Source organism: Paenibacillus sp. WLX1005 (assembly GCF_046603685.1).
Lineage (GTDB): Bacteria > Bacillota > Bacilli > Paenibacillales > Paenibacillaceae > Saccharibacillus.
This window is the reverse complement of the sequence record NZ_CP176756.1, coordinates 3,163,262-3,180,901: the sequence shown is the minus strand read 5'-3', so window position 1 is coordinate 3,180,901 and position 17,640 is coordinate 3,163,262. Positions and strand designations below refer to the sequence as shown.

General features: G+C 46.6%; 13 protein-coding genes and 1 pseudogene. 7 read left to right on the top strand and 7 right to left on the bottom strand.

The genetic code is table 11. The features are described from left to right. Positions 1-80: 80 nt before the first annotated feature. The 6 genes from ACE3MZ_RS13540 (at position 81) to ACE3MZ_RS13515 (ending at position 8,276) form a co-directional block, all read left to right on the top strand. Positions 81-1,214: a PP2C family protein-serine/threonine phosphatase gene (locus ACE3MZ_RS13540; RefSeq protein ID WP_411342685.1), complete on the top strand. Its 1,134-nt coding sequence runs from the start codon at positions 81-83 to the stop codon at positions 1,212-1,214. A 30-nt stretch (positions 1,215-1,244) separates the two neighbouring features. Next, complete coding sequence (locus ACE3MZ_RS13535) at positions 1,245-3,506, top strand: flagellar assembly protein A (RefSeq protein WP_411342684.1); 2,262 nt, start codon at positions 1,245-1,247, stop codon at positions 3,504-3,506. A 5-nt stretch (positions 3,507-3,511) separates the two neighbouring features. Then, positions 3,512-3,823 (top strand): STAS domain-containing protein, encoded by a 312-nt coding sequence (locus ACE3MZ_RS13530; protein ID WP_411342683.1) that lies wholly within the window; start codon positions 3,512-3,514, stop codon positions 3,821-3,823. A gap of 1 nt (position 3,824) precedes the next feature. After that, the gene (locus tag ACE3MZ_RS13525) at positions 3,825-5,903 is read left to right on the top strand and encodes an HD domain-containing phosphohydrolase (protein WP_411342682.1); all 2,079 of its coding nucleotides are present in this window, start codon (positions 3,825-3,827) and stop codon (positions 5,901-5,903) included. A 219-nt stretch (positions 5,904-6,122) separates the two neighbouring features. Continuing rightward, on the top strand, positions 6,123-7,019 hold the full coding sequence (locus tag ACE3MZ_RS13520; RefSeq protein ID WP_411342681.1) for a PhzF family phenazine biosynthesis protein: 897 nt from the start codon (positions 6,123-6,125) through the stop codon (positions 7,017-7,019). Between the two features lie 102 nt (positions 7,020-7,121). Further along, positions 7,122-8,276, top strand: a complete 1,155-nt coding sequence (locus ACE3MZ_RS13515; RefSeq protein WP_411342680.1) for a PP2C family protein-serine/threonine phosphatase — start codon at positions 7,122-7,124, stop codon at positions 8,274-8,276. Between the two features lie 226 nt (positions 8,277-8,502). Here the strand turns inward: ACE3MZ_RS13515 and ACE3MZ_RS13510 are convergent, their stop codons facing one another. Continuing rightward, positions 8,503-9,186, bottom strand: a complete 684-nt coding sequence (locus ACE3MZ_RS13510; RefSeq protein WP_411342679.1) for a nitroreductase — start codon at positions 9,184-9,186, stop codon at positions 8,503-8,505. A 190-nt stretch (positions 9,187-9,376) separates the two neighbouring features. On the opposite strand from ACE3MZ_RS13510, the gene ACE3MZ_RS13505 reads away from it, so the two are divergent. Further along, on the top strand, positions 9,377-9,958 hold the full coding sequence (locus ACE3MZ_RS13505; protein ID WP_411342678.1) for a TetR/AcrR family transcriptional regulator: 582 nt from the start codon (positions 9,377-9,379) through the stop codon (positions 9,956-9,958). 122 nt (positions 9,959-10,080) lie between these two features. Here the strand turns inward: ACE3MZ_RS13505 and ACE3MZ_RS13500 are convergent. The 6 genes and pseudogenes from ACE3MZ_RS13500 to ACE3MZ_RS13475 form a co-directional block, all read right to left on the bottom strand. Next, positions 10,081-12,001 (bottom strand): annotated as a pseudogene (locus tag ACE3MZ_RS13500) (beta-glucoside-specific PTS transporter subunit IIABC). A gap of 468 nt (positions 12,002-12,469) precedes the next feature. Further along, on the bottom strand, positions 12,470-13,303 hold the full coding sequence (gene licT, locus ACE3MZ_RS13495) for a BglG family transcription antiterminator LicT (protein ID WP_411342677.1): 834 nt from the start codon (positions 13,301-13,303) through the stop codon (positions 12,470-12,472). 672 nt (positions 13,304-13,975) lie between these two features. Further along, positions 13,976-15,415: a 6-phospho-beta-glucosidase gene (locus ACE3MZ_RS13490; protein ID WP_411342676.1), complete on the bottom strand. Its 1,440-nt coding sequence runs from the start codon at positions 15,413-15,415 to the stop codon at positions 13,976-13,978. A 367-nt stretch (positions 15,416-15,782) separates the two neighbouring features. Then, on the bottom strand, positions 15,783-16,070 hold the full coding sequence (locus ACE3MZ_RS13485; protein ID WP_411346794.1) for a YxcD family protein: 288 nt from the start codon (positions 16,068-16,070) through the stop codon (positions 15,783-15,785). A 5-nt stretch (positions 16,071-16,075) separates the two neighbouring features. Then, positions 16,076-16,513 (bottom strand): hypothetical protein, encoded by a 438-nt coding sequence (locus ACE3MZ_RS13480; protein ID WP_411342675.1) that lies wholly within the window; start codon positions 16,511-16,513, stop codon positions 16,076-16,078. A 101-nt stretch (positions 16,514-16,614) separates the two neighbouring features. Next, positions 16,615-17,178 carry a PadR family transcriptional regulator gene (locus ACE3MZ_RS13475; protein WP_411342674.1) on the bottom strand — a complete coding sequence of 188 codons (564 nt, stop codon included), beginning with the start codon at positions 17,176-17,178 and terminating at the stop codon, positions 16,615-16,617. Between the last annotated feature and the right edge of the window lie 462 nt (positions 17,179-17,640).

The following is a 17,640-nucleotide window of genomic DNA, read 5'->3' as shown; positions in this document are numbered from 1 at the left end:
ACCTCCGCAAAATGTCGAAACATATGATATCACTATACGCTGTCCACTACGAAACGGGACATTGGCGGAGGAGAAGCCAGATGAGCAGCATACTGATTATAGACGACTCCAAGCTCAATGTGGCGTACCTCCAAAATACTTTGCACGAAGCAGGGTATAAGGATGTGCGTGCCGCATATTCGGCGCAGGAGGCATACCGGGAGCTGGGCATCGTGGACGGACAACCGCCACGCAAAAAGGCTTCCGTGGATTTGATTTTACTGGATATTGTAATGCCGGAGATTGACGGCATCGAAGTATGTACTGTACTCAAGAGCATAGAGACGTATCAGGATATTCCGATTATTTTCCTGACTGCCGACCGGGCGCATTTTAAGGAGGCGTTCAGTGCAGGCGGCATGGATTTTATTGAAAAGGGCGGTCCAGAATATGAACTGCTCGCACGCGTACAATCCGCGCTACGCTTGAAAAAGGAAATGGATGACCGCAAAGATTGGGAAGAAAAATTGCAAAAGGATCTACTGCTTGCCAAGCATCTTCAGCGCAGTGTACTCAGTCCGCCGCTGCTGGAGCCGGGCATCTCCATTCATAGCCGCTACATCCAGTCTGCTGAAGTATCCGGCGATATGTTTTATTGGAAAATGTTCAATAACCGCAAATGCGGCGTGCTACTGATCGATGTGTCTGGTCACGGCATTCCGGCGGCATTGATCAGCATGTCGATTCGCTCCTTGCTGGACGGCATCGTCGGTACGTATCGTCAGCCGCGAGAAGTATGTATGGAATTGAACCGGCAGATGCGTATGTTATTTGGCAAAAATCGGCGGTCGGCTTATTTTACCGCGATCTATCTGCTGATTGATCTGGACAAGCATGAGCTTGAGTATGTGAATGCCGGGCATCCGCCGGGATTGCTACTAACGAAGGATCAACCACCGATCAAGCTCAGCGGAACGACCGTTCCAGTCGGCATTAAGCAAGACATGAACATACAGACCGCACATATCCGTTACAACACTCCTTGCCGTATCATCCTCTATACCGATGGACTGGTCGAGCAGCCGGGAACGTCGATTCATTTTGGGATCGACAAGCTGGAGCAATATGCGCAGAGTTTGGACTATTTGGATAATGAGAATTTTGTCGGCAAGCTGGAGCGGCTGAATCGCCAGCGTGATGATGATATTTGTATCGTATCTGTCGAGCTGGAGTGACAGAACAGCAATGGAATGGAGGAGACACGAATGGAACGAAGCGTAATCTCCAAGGGGAAAACGGTGGAACAGGCTGTAGACCGCGCACTGGCGCTGCTGGAAGCAAGCAAGCAGGATGTCAGCATTGAGATTATTGATGAAGAAAATAAAGGCGTGCTCGGATTCAATGCGAGACCAGCTGTTGTCAAAGTGACGCTGGTACGCGAATACAATGGGACGCCTTCCAATACGAATAACCATCCCAATTATGCGGCAGCAGACAATCGTACTGCTACCGGTACAGAAGTGTTGGAGCGTCCGCTTCCACTATCTGATACGGATGGTATATTCTCAGAGACGGCTACGGCTTCTGCGGTGCATGAATCGGAATTGCGTACAACTGGATGGATGAAGGAAACGGTGTTGCCGACGGAGGATGAGGTAAACAAGGTCGGCAACCGGCAGCCGGATACCGCAGCAGCAGAAGCTTCATTTGCGCAAGGGCAGACGGACGATTTGTACGCGTTTGCAGTAGATACGTCCGAATTGCAGGGCAAAGTCTGGGTAGCCGATAACCGCATTCAGGTGAAAACCTTTCCCGGCGGAGCATTGCCTCGTCTGGATGCCTTCAAATCTGGTGATGTTCTGATCAATGGAGAGCCATTGCTCGCTGGTCAGACCGCACAGGTGAGCGAGCAGGATGTGATCGAAGTAGTATTAACCGAAGAGCTGCGCGAACCAGTCTGGGAGATTCAGATTGATCCAGATGCAATGACCGTCAGACTTCAAGTGGAGCCGGGCAGTCATATTCGGCGTTATCTGCTAGACAGCCCGCCAGAATCGCGATTGATGCTACGTGTAACGAATTACAAAACACTGCTGCCGATCGAGGCAAGAGCGGTACAAGAGCAATTGAACAAGCTGGAAGTTAGCTATGGGCTTGATAAGCAGGCACTGCAATTGGCTTGCGAAACGGCAGAAGCAGGTATATTTGTAATCGCCAGCGGTCGTCTGCCAGTGCCGGGAACAGACGGCTCATTTGAGTTTAAAACGGATACTCAGGCGCGCAAAGTTCAACCGAAGCTGCGCGATGATGGCACGATTGATTACCGGGAGACACGTGAATTTCCAGCGGTCGATGAAGGCGATATTATCGGTGTTGTACTGCCAGCAGAGCCGGGGACAGATGGTATTGATATTTATGGTCGTACCGTTCCCGCTCCACCAGTACGCAATGTGCAGATTATTCCGGGCAAGGATGTACAGCTATCCGCTGACCGTTTGAGTGCGATTGCACTGCGAGCGGGTATGCCGAGTCAGACGAAGCAAAGTTATAATATTAAGCTGTCCATCGTACCGAAGCTGATGCACGGCGGCGATGTGAATCTGGGAACAGGCAATATTCATTTTCTCGGTGATGTAGAGATTAGCGGTGCCGTACAAGATACAATGCAGGTGGAAGCGGAAGGCAATATCCATATCCGTAGCAATGTGAATATGGCGCAGATCATTGCGGGGCAATCGTTGATTGTCAATGCAAATGTGATCAGTAGTCGCATCGTGGTCGGGCAAATGTATCTGTTTTACGGACAGATTGCTCCGATGCTGACTTATATGGAAGAGCAGACGGAATTGTTAAAAGCAGCGGTTCGTCAGGTTAGCAGCGCAAGCGCGTTCAAGCTGAGCGATGTGGACAATGTCGGTCTAGCGCCACTGTTTCAGGTTTTATTTCAAGGGCGTTTTCGCTGGATGCATGATCATATGGATCGGATGCAAAAAGTTGCCGAGCAATACAAGTCGGTATTGAGCGAAGACTGGACACGTTATTTCAAAGAAATTCAGCGCGGATTTTTGACTGAAGGTTCTAGTCATTTCCGCACAGCAGACGATTTGGAAGGCTTTATGCGTCGTACACGGTATTTGTATTCTGTAGTCGTATTGCCTGCAATGGAGCAGATTTTCTCGCGGTTTCATTTTGTACAAAATAGTACGATCCGCTGCGGCGGTGATATTGTGATCGAGAAAGGCAGTTACAACAGTCATGTGCACTGTGAAGGCAGACTGCAAGCGGGTGGCGCTTTACGCGGCGGTACGTATTATGCAGGACACAGCATGACCGTGGAGGAAGCAGGTTCACCCGGCACAGGTACAACGCTGCTGCATGTAGCGGAAGGCGGATATGTACGTGTCAAACATGTACTTGCAGGCACAACGTTACGCATCGGTGAACGTATTCATCAGTTTGTCGAAGACCGGGACCATGTATTTGCAAGAGTGAATCGGGATCAACATTTTGTATGGCATGAGGAGTGATCGGTATGTTTTCATATCAATTGGAAGAAAAAGAAGGGCAGATTACCGTATATTGCGAAGGCGATATCGATATTGACGCTGGCGATTTGATTGAGGAACAATTGGAGCCAGCATTGCAATCATATGCGACAATTGTGATCGACCTGGCGCAGGTGCAGTTTGTAGATTCATCAGGCATTGGTTTGTTGATCAAGCTGGTACAGGATTTGCAAGAGCAGGAGCGGGTGGTATGGCTGGAACGAATCCAGCCGGAAGTAATGGAAGTATTTGAACTACTGCAACTGGACGAGATTCTGGGCAAGGAAGCTTTTCGCTGACGTGAGAGAGAAAAACCTTTATACCATCCCGCTCAGTTTGATTGGTTTATGCAGCTTTGTTTATATGATCTGGAATACGAATCATTTGCTGTTATCGAGTGTACTGCCGATTTTGCTGCTCATTGTGATTTTGGATTTGTTTCCGGTACGGTTGCTCAGTGGTGAAGAGTATAGCGGAAGTCTGGCTGGCTATCTCATCTTGCTGCTGGCATATGGTCCGACCGCAGCACTGGCTGGGATTGCGCTCAGCACACTGATCAGCCACTGGCGCAAAGCCGGATTTCAGTTGCGGCAAATGAATGGATTTCGCATTATGTCGGCACAGGGGAAATTAACGATCTGTCTGTACGCCGCGCATCGTGTGATGGAGTGGATCGACAACGACACTCATGCTCTGCTATATGTGCAGGTGGCAATCGGCACATTTGTATTCAGTCTGTTATATATTGCGCTGGCAGCGGGAGTATCGCGCACAATTAGCGGGATTCCGCTACGCAACAATCTGATGATCAAACTGAAAGAACTAGCAGTTCCTGTTGTACTCTGTACCGTCATTGTGCCTCATTTTCTACATCATCTGTCGCTTGGATACATGGTGTATGAAACGGTGTATATTTTACTATTCTTGCTACTGATCGTCTTCTTCTCGTACGGCTATATTCAGCAGGTTCAATTGCGACGCCGGGGGACGGAAGAGTTTATCCGAATTGGTGAACTGCGCCTTGTTAATCAGGCGGAAGGGCATGGACGGAATGTAGGTATCATTTGTGAGCAGATTTTGGAGCAATTTGGGTATCCAAAGAAGAAACGCCCTGAGCTAGTGAATATCGCTGCTCTGCATGATGTAGGTAAAATGCTACTACCGCTCGATATTTTGACCAAACGTGGAGCATTGTCGCTTAGCGAACAGCAAATTTACGAATCGCATACTTCCAAAGGAGCGGACATCGTCGGCAATATTACCGGCGATAAAAAAGCAGCTGCTTGGATTCTGCATCATCACGAACGATATGATGGCAAAGGCTTTCCAAATGGATTGCAAGGGCGGAATATTCCTTATGAATCACGGATCATCTATCTGTGCAGTCAACTGGAGTACTTGCTTCGCCAATATGCCAACGATGACGAGATTCTGCGTCAGCTGGAACAGATGGCAGGCAAGGAACTGGACCCGCAGCTTGTTCGGTTGATTCGTTGCGATACGATCGCTTGGCTGCGTGAGCATACCTTTTATGAGCATACAGAGATGTCGGCGGAGCTGGAACATGTCATCCGTCCCGATGAAACGATGCGTCCAGAGCTGACTAGTATTACGGGAGGCACACGACTGCTCAAATATGACGATGTCGGCAAGCTGTCCGGCGCTGGTGTACAGGATATCCCGGAAGCAATTGTACATGCGGCAGAAGGATTAGCTGAACGGGCATTGTTGATGGCGGAAAGCTTCTATGAAGTATTGACCGGCGATGAGCATACCTTTGAAGCTTATTTCTATCCTGAGCATACGCGAGTGATGGTTGTGCTGACCGATATTACGCCTGCTCTGCAATACCGTGAGGAACTGCATCATAATACGCTTCGTTCGTATCGTGACGTGATCCGTACACTCTCCCATAGTAAAATGGACGTCTGTCTACAGCAGCAGGAAATTGAAAGTCAGCTGGGCGAACGGGTAGCGGGAATGGATATCAGCACGCGTGCAGATGTATCGACAAGCCGCACACTCGTTGTCGATCAAGTGCCTGACCTCTACCGACAACAATTCCCCAAAAAATTAATGAGCATCAAGCTTGCTGTATCCGAAGGTGTCACGAATCTGATCAAACATGCGCAGCAGGGCAAAATCGAAGTATTTCGCAAGTCCGGTAGTTTGCAGATTTATATTACCGATCATGGCTCCGGTATTCCGCTACATGAACTGCCCAAAACGATTCTCGTGTCCGGGTATAGCAGTAAAAGTTCACTTGGCAAAGGGTTTGCTCTTATGTATGTGTCTGCTGATCGGGTGATGTTACACACAAGCCCAGAAGGGACAGCGATTTTGCTGGAATTTTATTTGAGTGCTGAAGAAGCTGGCTGACTGTCGTAATGGCAGGCGGTCAGCTTTTTTATAATGCAAAATGGGTGCTACAGTGAAGCACCATCGTTGGAGTGACGCGGTGTACGAGCGAAGAGGTATATTTGCCGATGATGGTTATCGATTTTATCTGTTTTACGCTTGCTCTGTTGTGATGTATAAAGGTAAAGTACAGCAAACTAGTAAATGCAAGTGATCGTACAACCTGAAGGAGAGACAGAGATGAAACCGATACGTGTATACCATGTAGATGCTTTTACAACAGAGAGATTTGGCGGCAATCCAGCGGGTGTCGTATTGGATGGTGCTCATTTAAATGAACAACAGATGCAGCAGATCGCGAACGAATTGAATTTGTCGGAGACGGTATTTTTGCTGCCGGCAGAAGATGCGCAGGCAGATTACCGGGTGCGTTATTTTACACCGACAGATGAAGTGGATTTTTGTGGTCATGCGACGGTAGGGATCGCTTGGATTCTAGCGACAGAACCGGGAGTGGCACAACTGGACAATGGGGTAGCACTACAGACGAATATCGGCATCATTCCGGTGCGTTGGATCAAGCACGATGGGCAGGTAACGCAGGTGGAAATGACGCAGGCAGCACCGTCCATTCGCCAGCCCGAGATCGATGTGCAGCGACTCAGCCGCGGTATTGGCATTCCGATTCAGCAGCTCGACACGACGCATCCTATTCAGCTTGGGTATACTGGAAATTGGCATTTACTCGTTCCAGTAACGGATCGTATATCCATTGATGAAGCGAAGCCTGATCTAAGTGACCTGGCACAGTACAATCGTGAGCTGGGTGTCATTACGACGCATCTGTTTACCAGCAAAGCGGAGAATTACAGCCAGATCTATACACGCGATTTTGCGCCGGCGATTGGTATTGCGGAAGACCCGGTAACCGGTTCCGCCAACGGTGCCTTGATGGCATATCTGTATTTGAACCAGCTGATCGATCAGCAGCACACGGTATCTATTGAAATCCGGCAAGGTGATACAATCTGTCGCGGTGGCACATTGTACGCAACCGTCGAACCGAATGGCTCCTCTGCGGTCATTCGTATAGCAGGCTCAGCTGTCGTCTCGCTGCGCGGTATGATGGAATTGTAAATCAACATAAAATATCTCAACGGCTAACTTAATCGCTATTACATCTTTTGCACGTTTTGACGAAAAAAGAGGTATACCTTTCATTTTCAGGAGGAATACCCGATGAGCAGCATATTGATAGTGGACGATTCCAAGTTAAACCTTGCTTTTATTGAAAATATACTCAAAACTGCTGGTTATGAAGATGTAACTACGGCTGGTTCGGCGCAGGAAGCGTACCAGCTACTCGGCATATACGAAGGTCAGGCGCCGCGTAAGCCGGCTTCGATTGATCTGATCCTGCTCGACATTGTTATGCCAGAAGTGGACGGCATTGAAGCGTGTAAATTAATCAAGTCGATGCCGGTCTATCAAGACTTGCCGATTATTTTCCTGACAGCGGATCGGGTCCATTTCAAAGAAGCCTTTAACGCAGGCGGTATGGACTTTATCGAAAAAGGCGGACCAGAGTACGAATTGCTGGCGCGTGTACAGTCAGCGCTACGGTTAAAAACGGAAACCGATGCGCGCAAAGAGTGGGAATCGCGTATGCAAAAGGATCTACAGCTCGCCCGTCATTTACAAAATAGCGTACTGACGCCGCCATTGACCGAACCCGGCATCAACATTCGTAGCAGCTATATTCAATCGTCTGAAGTGTCTGGCGATATGTTTTATTGGAAAAGCTTCAGTGATACTCAATACGGTGTGCTACTGATCGACGTATCTGGTAGCGGCATCTCGGCGGCGCTGATCAGCATGTCGATCCGCTCCTTGTTGGATGGTATTGTCGGCATTTATCGTCGCCCGAAGGAAGTATGTGCTGAGCTGAATCGTCAAATGCGTATGCTGTTTGGTAAGATGCGCCGTGCTGTTTATTTTACGGCGATCTATATGATGATTGATCTGGAGAAGCAGCAGATTGAATATTTCAACGCCGGTCATGCACAAGGATTACTGCTGGCGGAAGGAAAAGACCCGGTTCGTCTCGTTGTGACAACGGAGCCGATTGGTATGAAGCAAGATATGAGCACCGATACACAAACAGTGGAGTACGGTGAATCTGCGCGGATCGTGCTATACACTAATGGTCTGATCACCCGTCCGGGAACCAATCCGAAGTCGGTCATTGAAGAGCTGGAGCAATATGCACAAAGCTTGCTTTATCAAGATAATGAAGCATTTCTCGCCAAATTAACCCGTCTGCATCGCCAGCAAGATGACGTATGTATCGTATCCATGAATGTGCAGAAATTGCCCGATGATACGGTTGAATAAATGAATGTGATCTGAATAATGGAAATAAAAACGACTGTAGGACGCTGATGTGCGTCCTACAGTCGTTTTTTACTGAAATCGATCTGTCATCTGTCCAAAGAGTTACTACTATTCGCTTATTATCTATCCAATATCGGATGCTCAACATTGAATGTTCAATAGCGGATGTTCAATGTTAGATATTAGCTGGTAAATATTTGGGATGAAATGTTTAGTCGCTCCATGTTCAATGGAACGTCACAGCGTCCTTTACCGGATCGCGTCCAATATGCGACTGATTGACTGGTTGCTCTTCATCAGCATAACCGAAAGAAATACCGAACAACAATTTCAGATCTTGCGGAACATTCAGAACGCGGCGTACCGTATCTGCATACATAGCAATCGACGTTTGCGGGATACTACCAATTCCGCGAGCCGCTAATGCCAGCAGTAACGATTGACCATACATACCAACATCGGACGCCACGCGGACATTGTCGCCAAAGGATGGCATAAACAAAAAGGCAACATGCGGAGCATCGTAAAATTCAAAATTGTGTGTCAGCGCTCGCTGACGCTGCTCCCGATCTTCGCGAGTAATGCCTAACGATTGATAAAAGAGCGTCACTTGCTCAATTTGCCGCTGCGCATAACGCCCATGATACAGATTAAAATCAAATTCAAAATCTGGCGACGCATGACCTTGCACTACATCGTGCAGCAGTGCCTGACTCAATTCATCCTTCTTCGCACCGGACACGATATGCACATGCCATGGTTGTGTATTGCAATTGGAAGGAGCATACTGGGCATCTTCCAGCGCTTCATGTAGTACGTGTTCAGGCACCGGCATCGATTGGAATTGACGAATCGACTTCCGTTTACGCATCAGTTCACTAAAAGTAGAAGGGGTGATTGTATTCATCATTTACTTCTCCTCACAATATGGAATAGGCATACAACTGTCGGTAGCTTGTTGTTTTTACTTAAGCAACAGCTGTTGTATAGTTATTGTATGCAGCGACGTAAGACCATTCAATCGTCAATATGCTGCATTTGTTGTGTACACAACAGTTGGCTTGTATTGTTGCCCAAATCGGAAGGAGACGTAACCGAATATGAATAGCACCGATCCACGTGCCGTAAAAACAAGACGCGCTTTGCTGGAAGCTTTTATGCAGATTAGCTATAGCAAGGATTTTGAACAAATCAAGATCAAGGACATTACCGATGCGGCAGAGGTGAACCGTGCGACCTTTTATGCGCACTTTCTGGATAAATATCATTTGATGGATGAAGCGGTCACGTTATTTTTGATTGATGAAGTGAGATCCAAATGGCAGCAACATGCATCATTAACTGTTGAGAGCATGACTGATATTTTTATGACACTGGCTCATTTTCAACAACAGAGTAATCAGCAGCTGCGCTTGAAGCCCGTACGTACATACGAATTGATTCAGTCGCATATGGAGCGCAAACTGAAAGCAGAACTGCAATCGATCCTTGTGCAGCTGCTTGCTCAGCAGCAACCGGAGATGGAGCAAGAACGACAGCATATTATCGCAACGATGCTAAGCTGGTCATTATACGGAGCCTCGTTAGAATGGCAAAATCAGCAGAAGCTGTCTGCTACAGCTTATATTGAACAAGCACTGCCTTTTCTGATCGACGGGTTGCTTTATCATCGGGCAGAGTAACATCTGATTTGCGTGAATGATTCGATTCAGGAGCAAGTCATATGTTTGATTCATGAAGAAGCCACACATTTGACTTTTGACTCATGAACAAGTTGTACGATAGCAGTCTATCAAGCTGAGCTTTATAGAAGCACTTCTTTTGCCTTGTTTACTGAAACATCTGTATTGGAGGGCGAATCAGATTGTGAGTCAGTCTGTGGTGCTATGATATGGAATAGCTCCACTTGTTCTTGCACCATTCCTTGCTGTAGCGGCAGCACATCCGCATAATCAAACGTATTCGTCACAATAATCGGCGTTACTGTCGGACAACCCGCAGTACGAATTTGCTCCAAATCCATCTCCAACAATAGCTGCCCCGCGGTTACGACATCACCTTCCTGCACATGCAGCGTAAAAGGCTTGCCTTCGAGTCGCACTGTATCAATTCCGACATGAATGAGAATTTCAGCACCATGATCAGACACAATCGCCAGCGCATGTTTCTTTTTAAATGCAACCGTGATCGTGCCGTCAAACGGAGCGACTACCCGTCCAGTAGATGGTTCGATGGCGATGCCTTTGCCCATCGCTTCAGAGGCAAAGGCTGGATCAGGTACTTCCGTTAGTGGAACAACATGACCGGCAACCGGATTCAGTACCTTTTCATCGACTTTTCCAGTTATGCCAGTAACCGGAGTAGCGGCAGGCTCAACTGGTGTGTCTTCTACCGGATCTTGGAAGCCCATCAAGTACGTTAACGTTGCAGAAATAAGGAAGGAAGCGGTAATCCCGATAAGTAAGCCGGGAAAGCCTTGACCACCTGGTCCGTAAAAGATTGGCAAAGTCAGCAGTCCCGGCGCGCCTGAAGCGAATGCTTGCGTACCTGCCTGACCGATAATCGCCCCACCGACCGCACCGCCGATAATTCCGGCAATAAACGGACGCTTCAGCGGCAACGTTACACCATATACTGCTGGTTCTGTAATCCCGAATAGAGCGGAGAGAGTAGCAGAACCGGCGAGTGTTTTTCGTTTTTAACATAACACCGAAGGCTGCGCCAGTCTGGGCAAATACGGAAGCTGCTGCCGCAGGCTTGATACCATCACGTCCATGCACCGCGACATTGTTGATGAAGATCGGCACAAGACCCCAGTGAACACCGAAGATTACGAACAACTGCCAGCATGCACCCATAATCGCACCAGCGATCAATGGACTGAATCCGAATGCAGCGACAAGGGAAGTGGCAATCACATTACCAACATACACGCCAAATGGACCGAATACGATCAGTGTTAACGGCACCATCACGACTAGCGAGATAAGTGGAGTGACGAAGTTTTTAACACTTTCATGAATATGACGATTACAGAATTTCTCCAGCTTGCTCAATACGATGACTGCCAGAATGATCGGAATCACTGTAGAGGAGTAACTCATCATAATAACAGGAATACCGAAAAAGCTCGTTTCCGTGCCCGCTGTTTTCAATTCAATAATCGACGGATAGAGAAGTGCGCCCGCTACTGTCAGCGCAGTGAACGTATTGCCGCCAAATTTCCGTGCTGTCGTGACTGCCAGCAACAGTGGCAAGAAATAAAATAAACTGTCTGCTGTTGCCATCAGGATGATGTACGTCGTTTCTTTCGTATTCAGCCAGCCTACATTACTCGCAATCAACAGCAATCCTTTCAAAATACCGGCACCTGCCATCACCCCAAGCAACGGAGCAAAGATGCTGGAAATCACATCCACAATACCACCAAATCCCTTTTTGGCAGATGCAGATTTGTCTTCCTTCTTGTCATCATGTAACAGATTGGAGATACGACCGATCGCTTCGTATACCTCTGGCACCGTATTACCGATGACGACTTGAAACTGCCCACCACTTTCCTTGACGGTAATGACACCATCTGTCTTCTCCAGTGTAGATTTGTCCGTTTTGGACTGATCCTTGAGTGTAAAACGAAGCCGTGTTGCACAGTGGACGAGAGAAGATACATTGCGCTCCCCGCCGACACCTTGCAATATTTCTTTTGCCAGATTTTCGTAATTCATACTCGACACCTCCAATTTTTGGCAATAAAAAACCTGAGCCATGACAAACGGAGGACAACGCGAATAATAACGTCCTTGCCGCTTATCATGACCCAGGTTTTGCCTGCTCAACCAGTAACAATCCGAGTCCGGTTATATGCAATTTGTACCCTTACGATATAACGCTTTCATATTTTTGTCAACGCATACATTTGAAATAGCTGAGGCTTGCGCTCTGGTAAAGATTATTTGACATATAGCAAAAGATAATTGTAAACCGCACATAGAAGCAGTAGAAGCAGTAGAAGCAGTAGAAGCAGTAAAAGCAGTAAAAGCAGTAAAAGCAGTAAAAGCAGTAAAAGCAGTAAAAGCTTTTATACCGTGCTAGTACAATCTTTCTTTCTGGATAATGGTAACAAAATGAATCCCATTCGTCACATCCTAGATGTAGCCTTAATTAAGCAGCAGAAGATGCGCTAGCATTGCTAATCAATTGCGACTCACAATACGCTGAATATGTACGGTAAGATACAGCATTTCCTCGTTGGTTAACGCATGCGCATATTCCTTTTGCACAAATATGCGAATCTTCTCTGTACATGCAGCTGCATCCTGATGCTGTTCCTTGATCATGCTGTATAGATGATCGTAATTGTTATCATAATGGGTTTTATGCATAATGCGTTGCGCAAAAAATTTGAGATGAGTAATAAAACGGAAATAATTTAGCGAATCTTCTTCAAACTCCGTTTTAAAATGATATTTAACGATATTAATAATACTATGCATAAAGCGCGTAATATTCATCGTCGTACTGACATCTTCATTCATCTCTGCATTGATGATATGTATAGCAATAAATGCTGCTTCGTCCTCAGGTAGTTCAATCTGCATCTTATCCTTGATCTGTTCCAGCATTCTCAGACCGATGCCAAATTCCTCACGGTACAGCTGCTTGATCTCCCATAGCAGCACATTGCGAATCTCCAGCCCTTGTTGATGCCGTTCAATCGCAAAATTCATATGATCAGTCAGCGAGACATAAATATTCTCGTTCAGTGACTTGCCTAGCATCTGGCGACTGTATGAAATAATCTCTTCTACGATCACAATCAGCTCAATCGGCACTTCACGTAGCAGCATTTTGAAGTTATCCGAAGCCTTTTTATTTTTCAGAGCAAATACTTTCTGAATATTACGTTGTTCCACTTCATCGCCAGGCTTTTTCTTAAACGCAATGCCCCGACCCATTACTACCAGCTCCGTGCCGTCCGCCTGAAAAACGCTGATTACGTTATTGTTGATCACCTTTGCAATTTTCATATGAATCCCCCGATCTGCATCCTTGCCAAACATATCATTCATAACATGAGTTGTATTTCACGCATTTCACATATTTCACGTCTTTCAAGTATTCCAAGTATTTCGCGCAATTCCGCTACACCATCTGTCTGATAGCTATTATGTACTCTCTATTCCAATACAAAAAAACCGAAGCACGACAAAGCAGGGGAGACGTTCTCGTCTTCCTTTAGTTGGCGGCTCAGGTTTTGCCTGTAGACCAGTAACAATCCCAATCCAATATGAACATGATCATATCCATGATGTTAGGTTTAGTGTAGCCATAACATAGCAAGCTGTCAACGCTTCCATGACGTAAAAAAGCATAATCATATTTCTGTATGGATCAGTCATAATAAGCGTATCTTAAAGTATGAACAAACAAATCTGCATATGAATATCAAAATGATTAGCAGGGAATGGTGATAGGGGATAAGTAATATGCACAATTGTAAAACGTGAATCTGAAAATATCCCTACACGATGACATATCAAAAATCAGAATATGCTTCTATAATCTGCCGACTTATCCACATATTCTGATGCTGCTAAAACGATAAATATAGATAATAATAGCTAGTTATTTGCTACTCATCGCAGATCACGGAACAACGAAATCTGCATCATAAACGCATAAACACATAGACAACCAAATTATAAACTCAGATCACTTCCGCGACTGGCAATGACCTGCTTGTACCAGTCAAAGCTTTTCTTCTTACTACGTGCCAGCGTTCCGTTACCGTCGTTATCACGATCTACATAAATATAACCGTAACGCTTGCGCATCTCACCCGATGATGCACTGACAATATCAATCGGTCCCCAGCTCGTATAACCGATAATATTCACACCATCCTGAATCGCTTCGCCCATCTCGGCAATATGACGCTGCAAATAATCAATTCGATAGTCGTCATGCACATCCCCGCCTTGTGCTGGCTCATCCGCTGCTCCCAGACCGTTTTCTACTACAAACAATGGCTTTTGATACCGATCATGCAGCTGATTGGCAGTAATACGGAAGCCCTTCGGATCGATCGTCCAGCCCCATTCGGATTTGTCCAGATACGGATTGGCAACCGAGCCAAATACGTTGCCGGAAGTCATATTTTTGATCACTTCAGGATCGGTGCTGGTCGTACGGCTGGAATAATAGCTGAAGCCGATATAATCAACCGTATTTTGCTTGAGCAGCTCAGCATCGCCGTCCTGCATATCGATATGCAGATTATGATCGCGGAAGAAGCGATGCGCATAACCTGGATATTCACCGCGTGATTGCACATCGATAAAGAAGTACGATTCCCGATCTTTTTCCATCCCTTGATATACATCTTCCGGGTTGCACGTATACGGGTAGAAACTTCCCGCTGCCAGCATACAGCCGATCTGACCGTCTGGAATCAGCTCATGGCACGCTTTGACTGCCAGTGCACTGGCAACCAGTTGATGATGCGCCGCCTGATACTGAATCTGCTTCACATTGTCGCCTTCACTGAAGGTCAAGCCCGCACCGAGAAATGGCAGATGCAATAGCATATTAATCTCGTTAAAAGTCATCCAGTATTTGACCTTGTCTTGATAGCGCTCCAGCACCGTACGTGAATACGTCTCAAACAGGCTGACCAATTCACGACTGCGCCAGCTGCCGTATTTCTCAATCAATGCTACAGGCACGTCAAAATGCGCCAGCGTAACAATCGGCTCAATCCCATGACGCAGCAGTTCGTCAAACAGATCATCATAAAATTGTAATCCTTGCTCATTCGGCTGTGCATCCTCACCAGTTGGATAGATACGCGCCCACGAGATCGAGATCCGCAGCGATTTGAAGCCCATTTCGGCAAATAGAGCAATATCTTCCTTGTAACGATGGTAGAAGTCAATCGCTTCATGCGACGGATAAAATTCACCTTCCAGCGGTGTCAAACCCGGCACATAACCTTTCATAATATCGCGACGCTTGTCACCAGTAGGTAGAAGATCGACAAGTGTCAGCCCTTTGCCATCTTCCAGATAAGCACCCTCCGCCTGATTGGCAGCGATAGCGCCACCCCACAAAAAGTTTTCGGGAAATGTAAAATTGGACATGATAAATCTCCTTCCGTAGTGAATAGATAAGAGTTAGTAGGGAAGAGGGCCAGAAAAAAAGAAAACCCGAACGAGATCGGCCCATTACAGATCATTAGCTGCCGATATCGTTCAGGTTATGCCCCGCAGGTAACATCCCTGAAATGAATGTGATTGTCACTAAAACTCTAACAAGCAAGGAGTGGCTTGTCAACAAGAAAGCGTTTTAGAACCTAGTAGAGCAGCATACCAAAAACCCTATCGCCATCGCAGTAATCTGCAATAGGACAGGGTTTATTTTCAGTCGTTAGTGCGTCCGGTGGTGTGTACAAGGATACGATGCAAGTGTTAGCACAGGTATCAATCAACAGCCAGGACGGATCGTGCATCAATCACGAATGATCGCCTGAATCTCTTCAGCTTCTTCATTCAAGATCAATTCCACCTGTTCACGAAATACTCTCGCGTTGTATTCAGAAAACATGTAGCGCAGAATGGCTTCGTAGAGATTACTCTCGATCAGGTACTGGCTGCGTCCCAGTGACCAGACTTCTGCAGTATAGCCGGTATCTTCCTCCCATGCCAGTTGAACAGTAACATCCGTAGGCTTAATGCCTTTTCGTTCGGCGATGTTCAAACATACCGCATTAATAATCTCGTCCATGCTCAGCGTCATTGCCATTAGCGTCTGTCGTAAGGGTCAGCCGGTTTCTTGCGCTGACGAATCATGCGATAAATGCCGCGAGCTGCAATAAAGAGTACATAAATAGCTGCCAGGTTCACGAGCAGACCAAGGAAATCGCCCATAAAGCCCATATTTGCAAACATGCCACCAAACAGCATGCCTGCCAGACCGCCGACCATCAGACCGGTAAAGAAGCTACCGCCGCTGAAAAATCCACGTTTGCCTGTTGTTCCGGCTGTCGAGCTATTGGTACCAGAACGGTTAGTGCTGTTCACACTGCCGCTGTTGTTGTCCGCACGGTTCGGTGTGTTTGTGTACGATTTAGGCTGGGATTTGAATCCGCCACCACCGCGTCTTGCATCCGCATCACTGGCGATGCCAAGCGAAGCGAAGAATAACGTAAATGCCATGAAGACCATAAGCACTTTTTTCATTATCTGTATGCTCCCTCTGGTAAGTTGAATTTTTGGTGCTTCTACACGTATACGAACAGGAAGCCCGAGCGTTTCAAACATTTACTTTTAAATATTACAAATTACTGATGTTGCGGTTCATTTGTCGCTTCGGATGGAGCTGAGTTTTTGAGTGTATCAATTACCCATGTTGTCCATTCCATGTTCGAACGGGCTGTACCGAGCGCTTTTTGACGCAGGATGTACAGTCCAAAGTCAGGAGAACCGAAATGATGGCTCTCGTCCGCCATTTTGTGAATTGCCTGCTCGAAATAGTGGATTTGTTCCTGATAGAAAATGGAACGCTTGCGGAACAACGAGATAGCGGTATCGCGATCTGTGATCCATAGACAGAATGCTTTCAGTACAAGTTCATCGCGTGTTACCGGTTCGCCGGCAGGCAGTTGAATCCATTCCTGAAGCTTTTGTTCACCTGTCGGGGTGATTGCATAAATCTTTTTGTCCGGTTTATCCGTCTGTTTGACCCATTCCGCAGTGAGCAATTCTTGCTCTTCCATACGGGACAACAGTGGGTAAATTTGACTATGCTTTGCCTGCCAGAAAGGCTGGATTCTAAGCATCAGGTCATAACCGGAAGAACGCTTGCGGGCAAGCAATGCAAGTAAACCATACGATAGCGTATTCATAAGTCAGTCTCTCCTATCTATCAAGCAGCAAATCGGCCGATTTAAGATAAAGTGTACACTACAACTGTATGCTTTCGCAAGAAAGGTGACGACAAAATCCGGGAAAACACACAAAAATAAAGGGAAATAGACAAACAATTTTCATAATTACAGATCGAAAGTCACAACGAATGTAAGCTGTTCAACTGTGCGCCCGTACAGAAATACACTCCAGCAGGTAAAAGATCGGCCAATCCGCTGCATGGTTGTTACGGGCGTTATGCTTCAGCTGACAGCAAAGAATGAAGAGGAACGGCTGCTGAGAGTAGCTAAAAGCTGCATGACATACGGTACGTAAACAATCGTAAAAAGATTCAAAAACTTTTATGGTTTTTATGTATTTTTTTATAAAGACCGAACAGCCTAGTGCGCAGACAAAATAAAAAGGACACGAAGTAGTCTTCGTATCCTGGCGGTATGGGC

Excerpts from the sequence above, each read along its gene's own strand:
- ACE3MZ_RS13480 (WP_411342675.1), bottom strand. The coding sequence starts at position 16,513 with ATGAAAAAAGTGCTTATGGTCTTCATGGCATTTACGTTATTCTTCGCT.
- ACE3MZ_RS13485 (WP_411346794.1), bottom strand. The coding sequence starts at position 16,070 with ATGACGCTGAGCATGGACGAGATTATTAATGCGGTATGTTTGAACATC.
- ACE3MZ_RS13515 (WP_411342680.1), top strand. The coding sequence starts at position 7,122 with ATGAGCAGCATATTGATAGTGGACGATTCCAAGTTAAACCTTGCTTTT.
- ACE3MZ_RS13530 (WP_411342683.1), top strand. The coding sequence starts at position 3,512 with ATGTTTTCATATCAATTGGAAGAAAAAGAAGGGCAGATTACCGTATAT.
- ACE3MZ_RS13535 (WP_411342684.1), top strand. The coding sequence starts at position 1,245 with ATGGAACGAAGCGTAATCTCCAAGGGGAAAACGGTGGAACAGGCTGTA.
- ACE3MZ_RS13520 (WP_411342681.1), top strand. The coding sequence starts at position 6,123 with ATGAAACCGATACGTGTATACCATGTAGATGCTTTTACAACAGAGAGA.
- ACE3MZ_RS13510 (WP_411342679.1), bottom strand. The coding sequence starts at position 9,186 with ATGATGAATACAATCACCCCTTCTACTTTTAGTGAACTGATGCGTAAA.
- ACE3MZ_RS13540 (WP_411342685.1), top strand. The coding sequence starts at position 81 with ATGAGCAGCATACTGATTATAGACGACTCCAAGCTCAATGTGGCGTAC.
- ACE3MZ_RS13490 (WP_411342676.1), bottom strand. The coding sequence starts at position 15,415 with ATGTCCAATTTTACATTTCCCGAAAACTTTTTGTGGGGTGGCGCTATC.
- ACE3MZ_RS13475 (WP_411342674.1), bottom strand. The coding sequence starts at position 17,178 with ATGAATACGCTATCGTATGGTTTACTTGCATTGCTTGCCCGCAAGCGT.
- licT (WP_411342677.1), bottom strand. The coding sequence starts at position 13,303 with ATGAAAATTGCAAAGGTGATCAACAATAACGTAATCAGCGTTTTTCAG.
- ACE3MZ_RS13505 (WP_411342678.1), top strand. The coding sequence starts at position 9,377 with ATGAATAGCACCGATCCACGTGCCGTAAAAACAAGACGCGCTTTGCTG.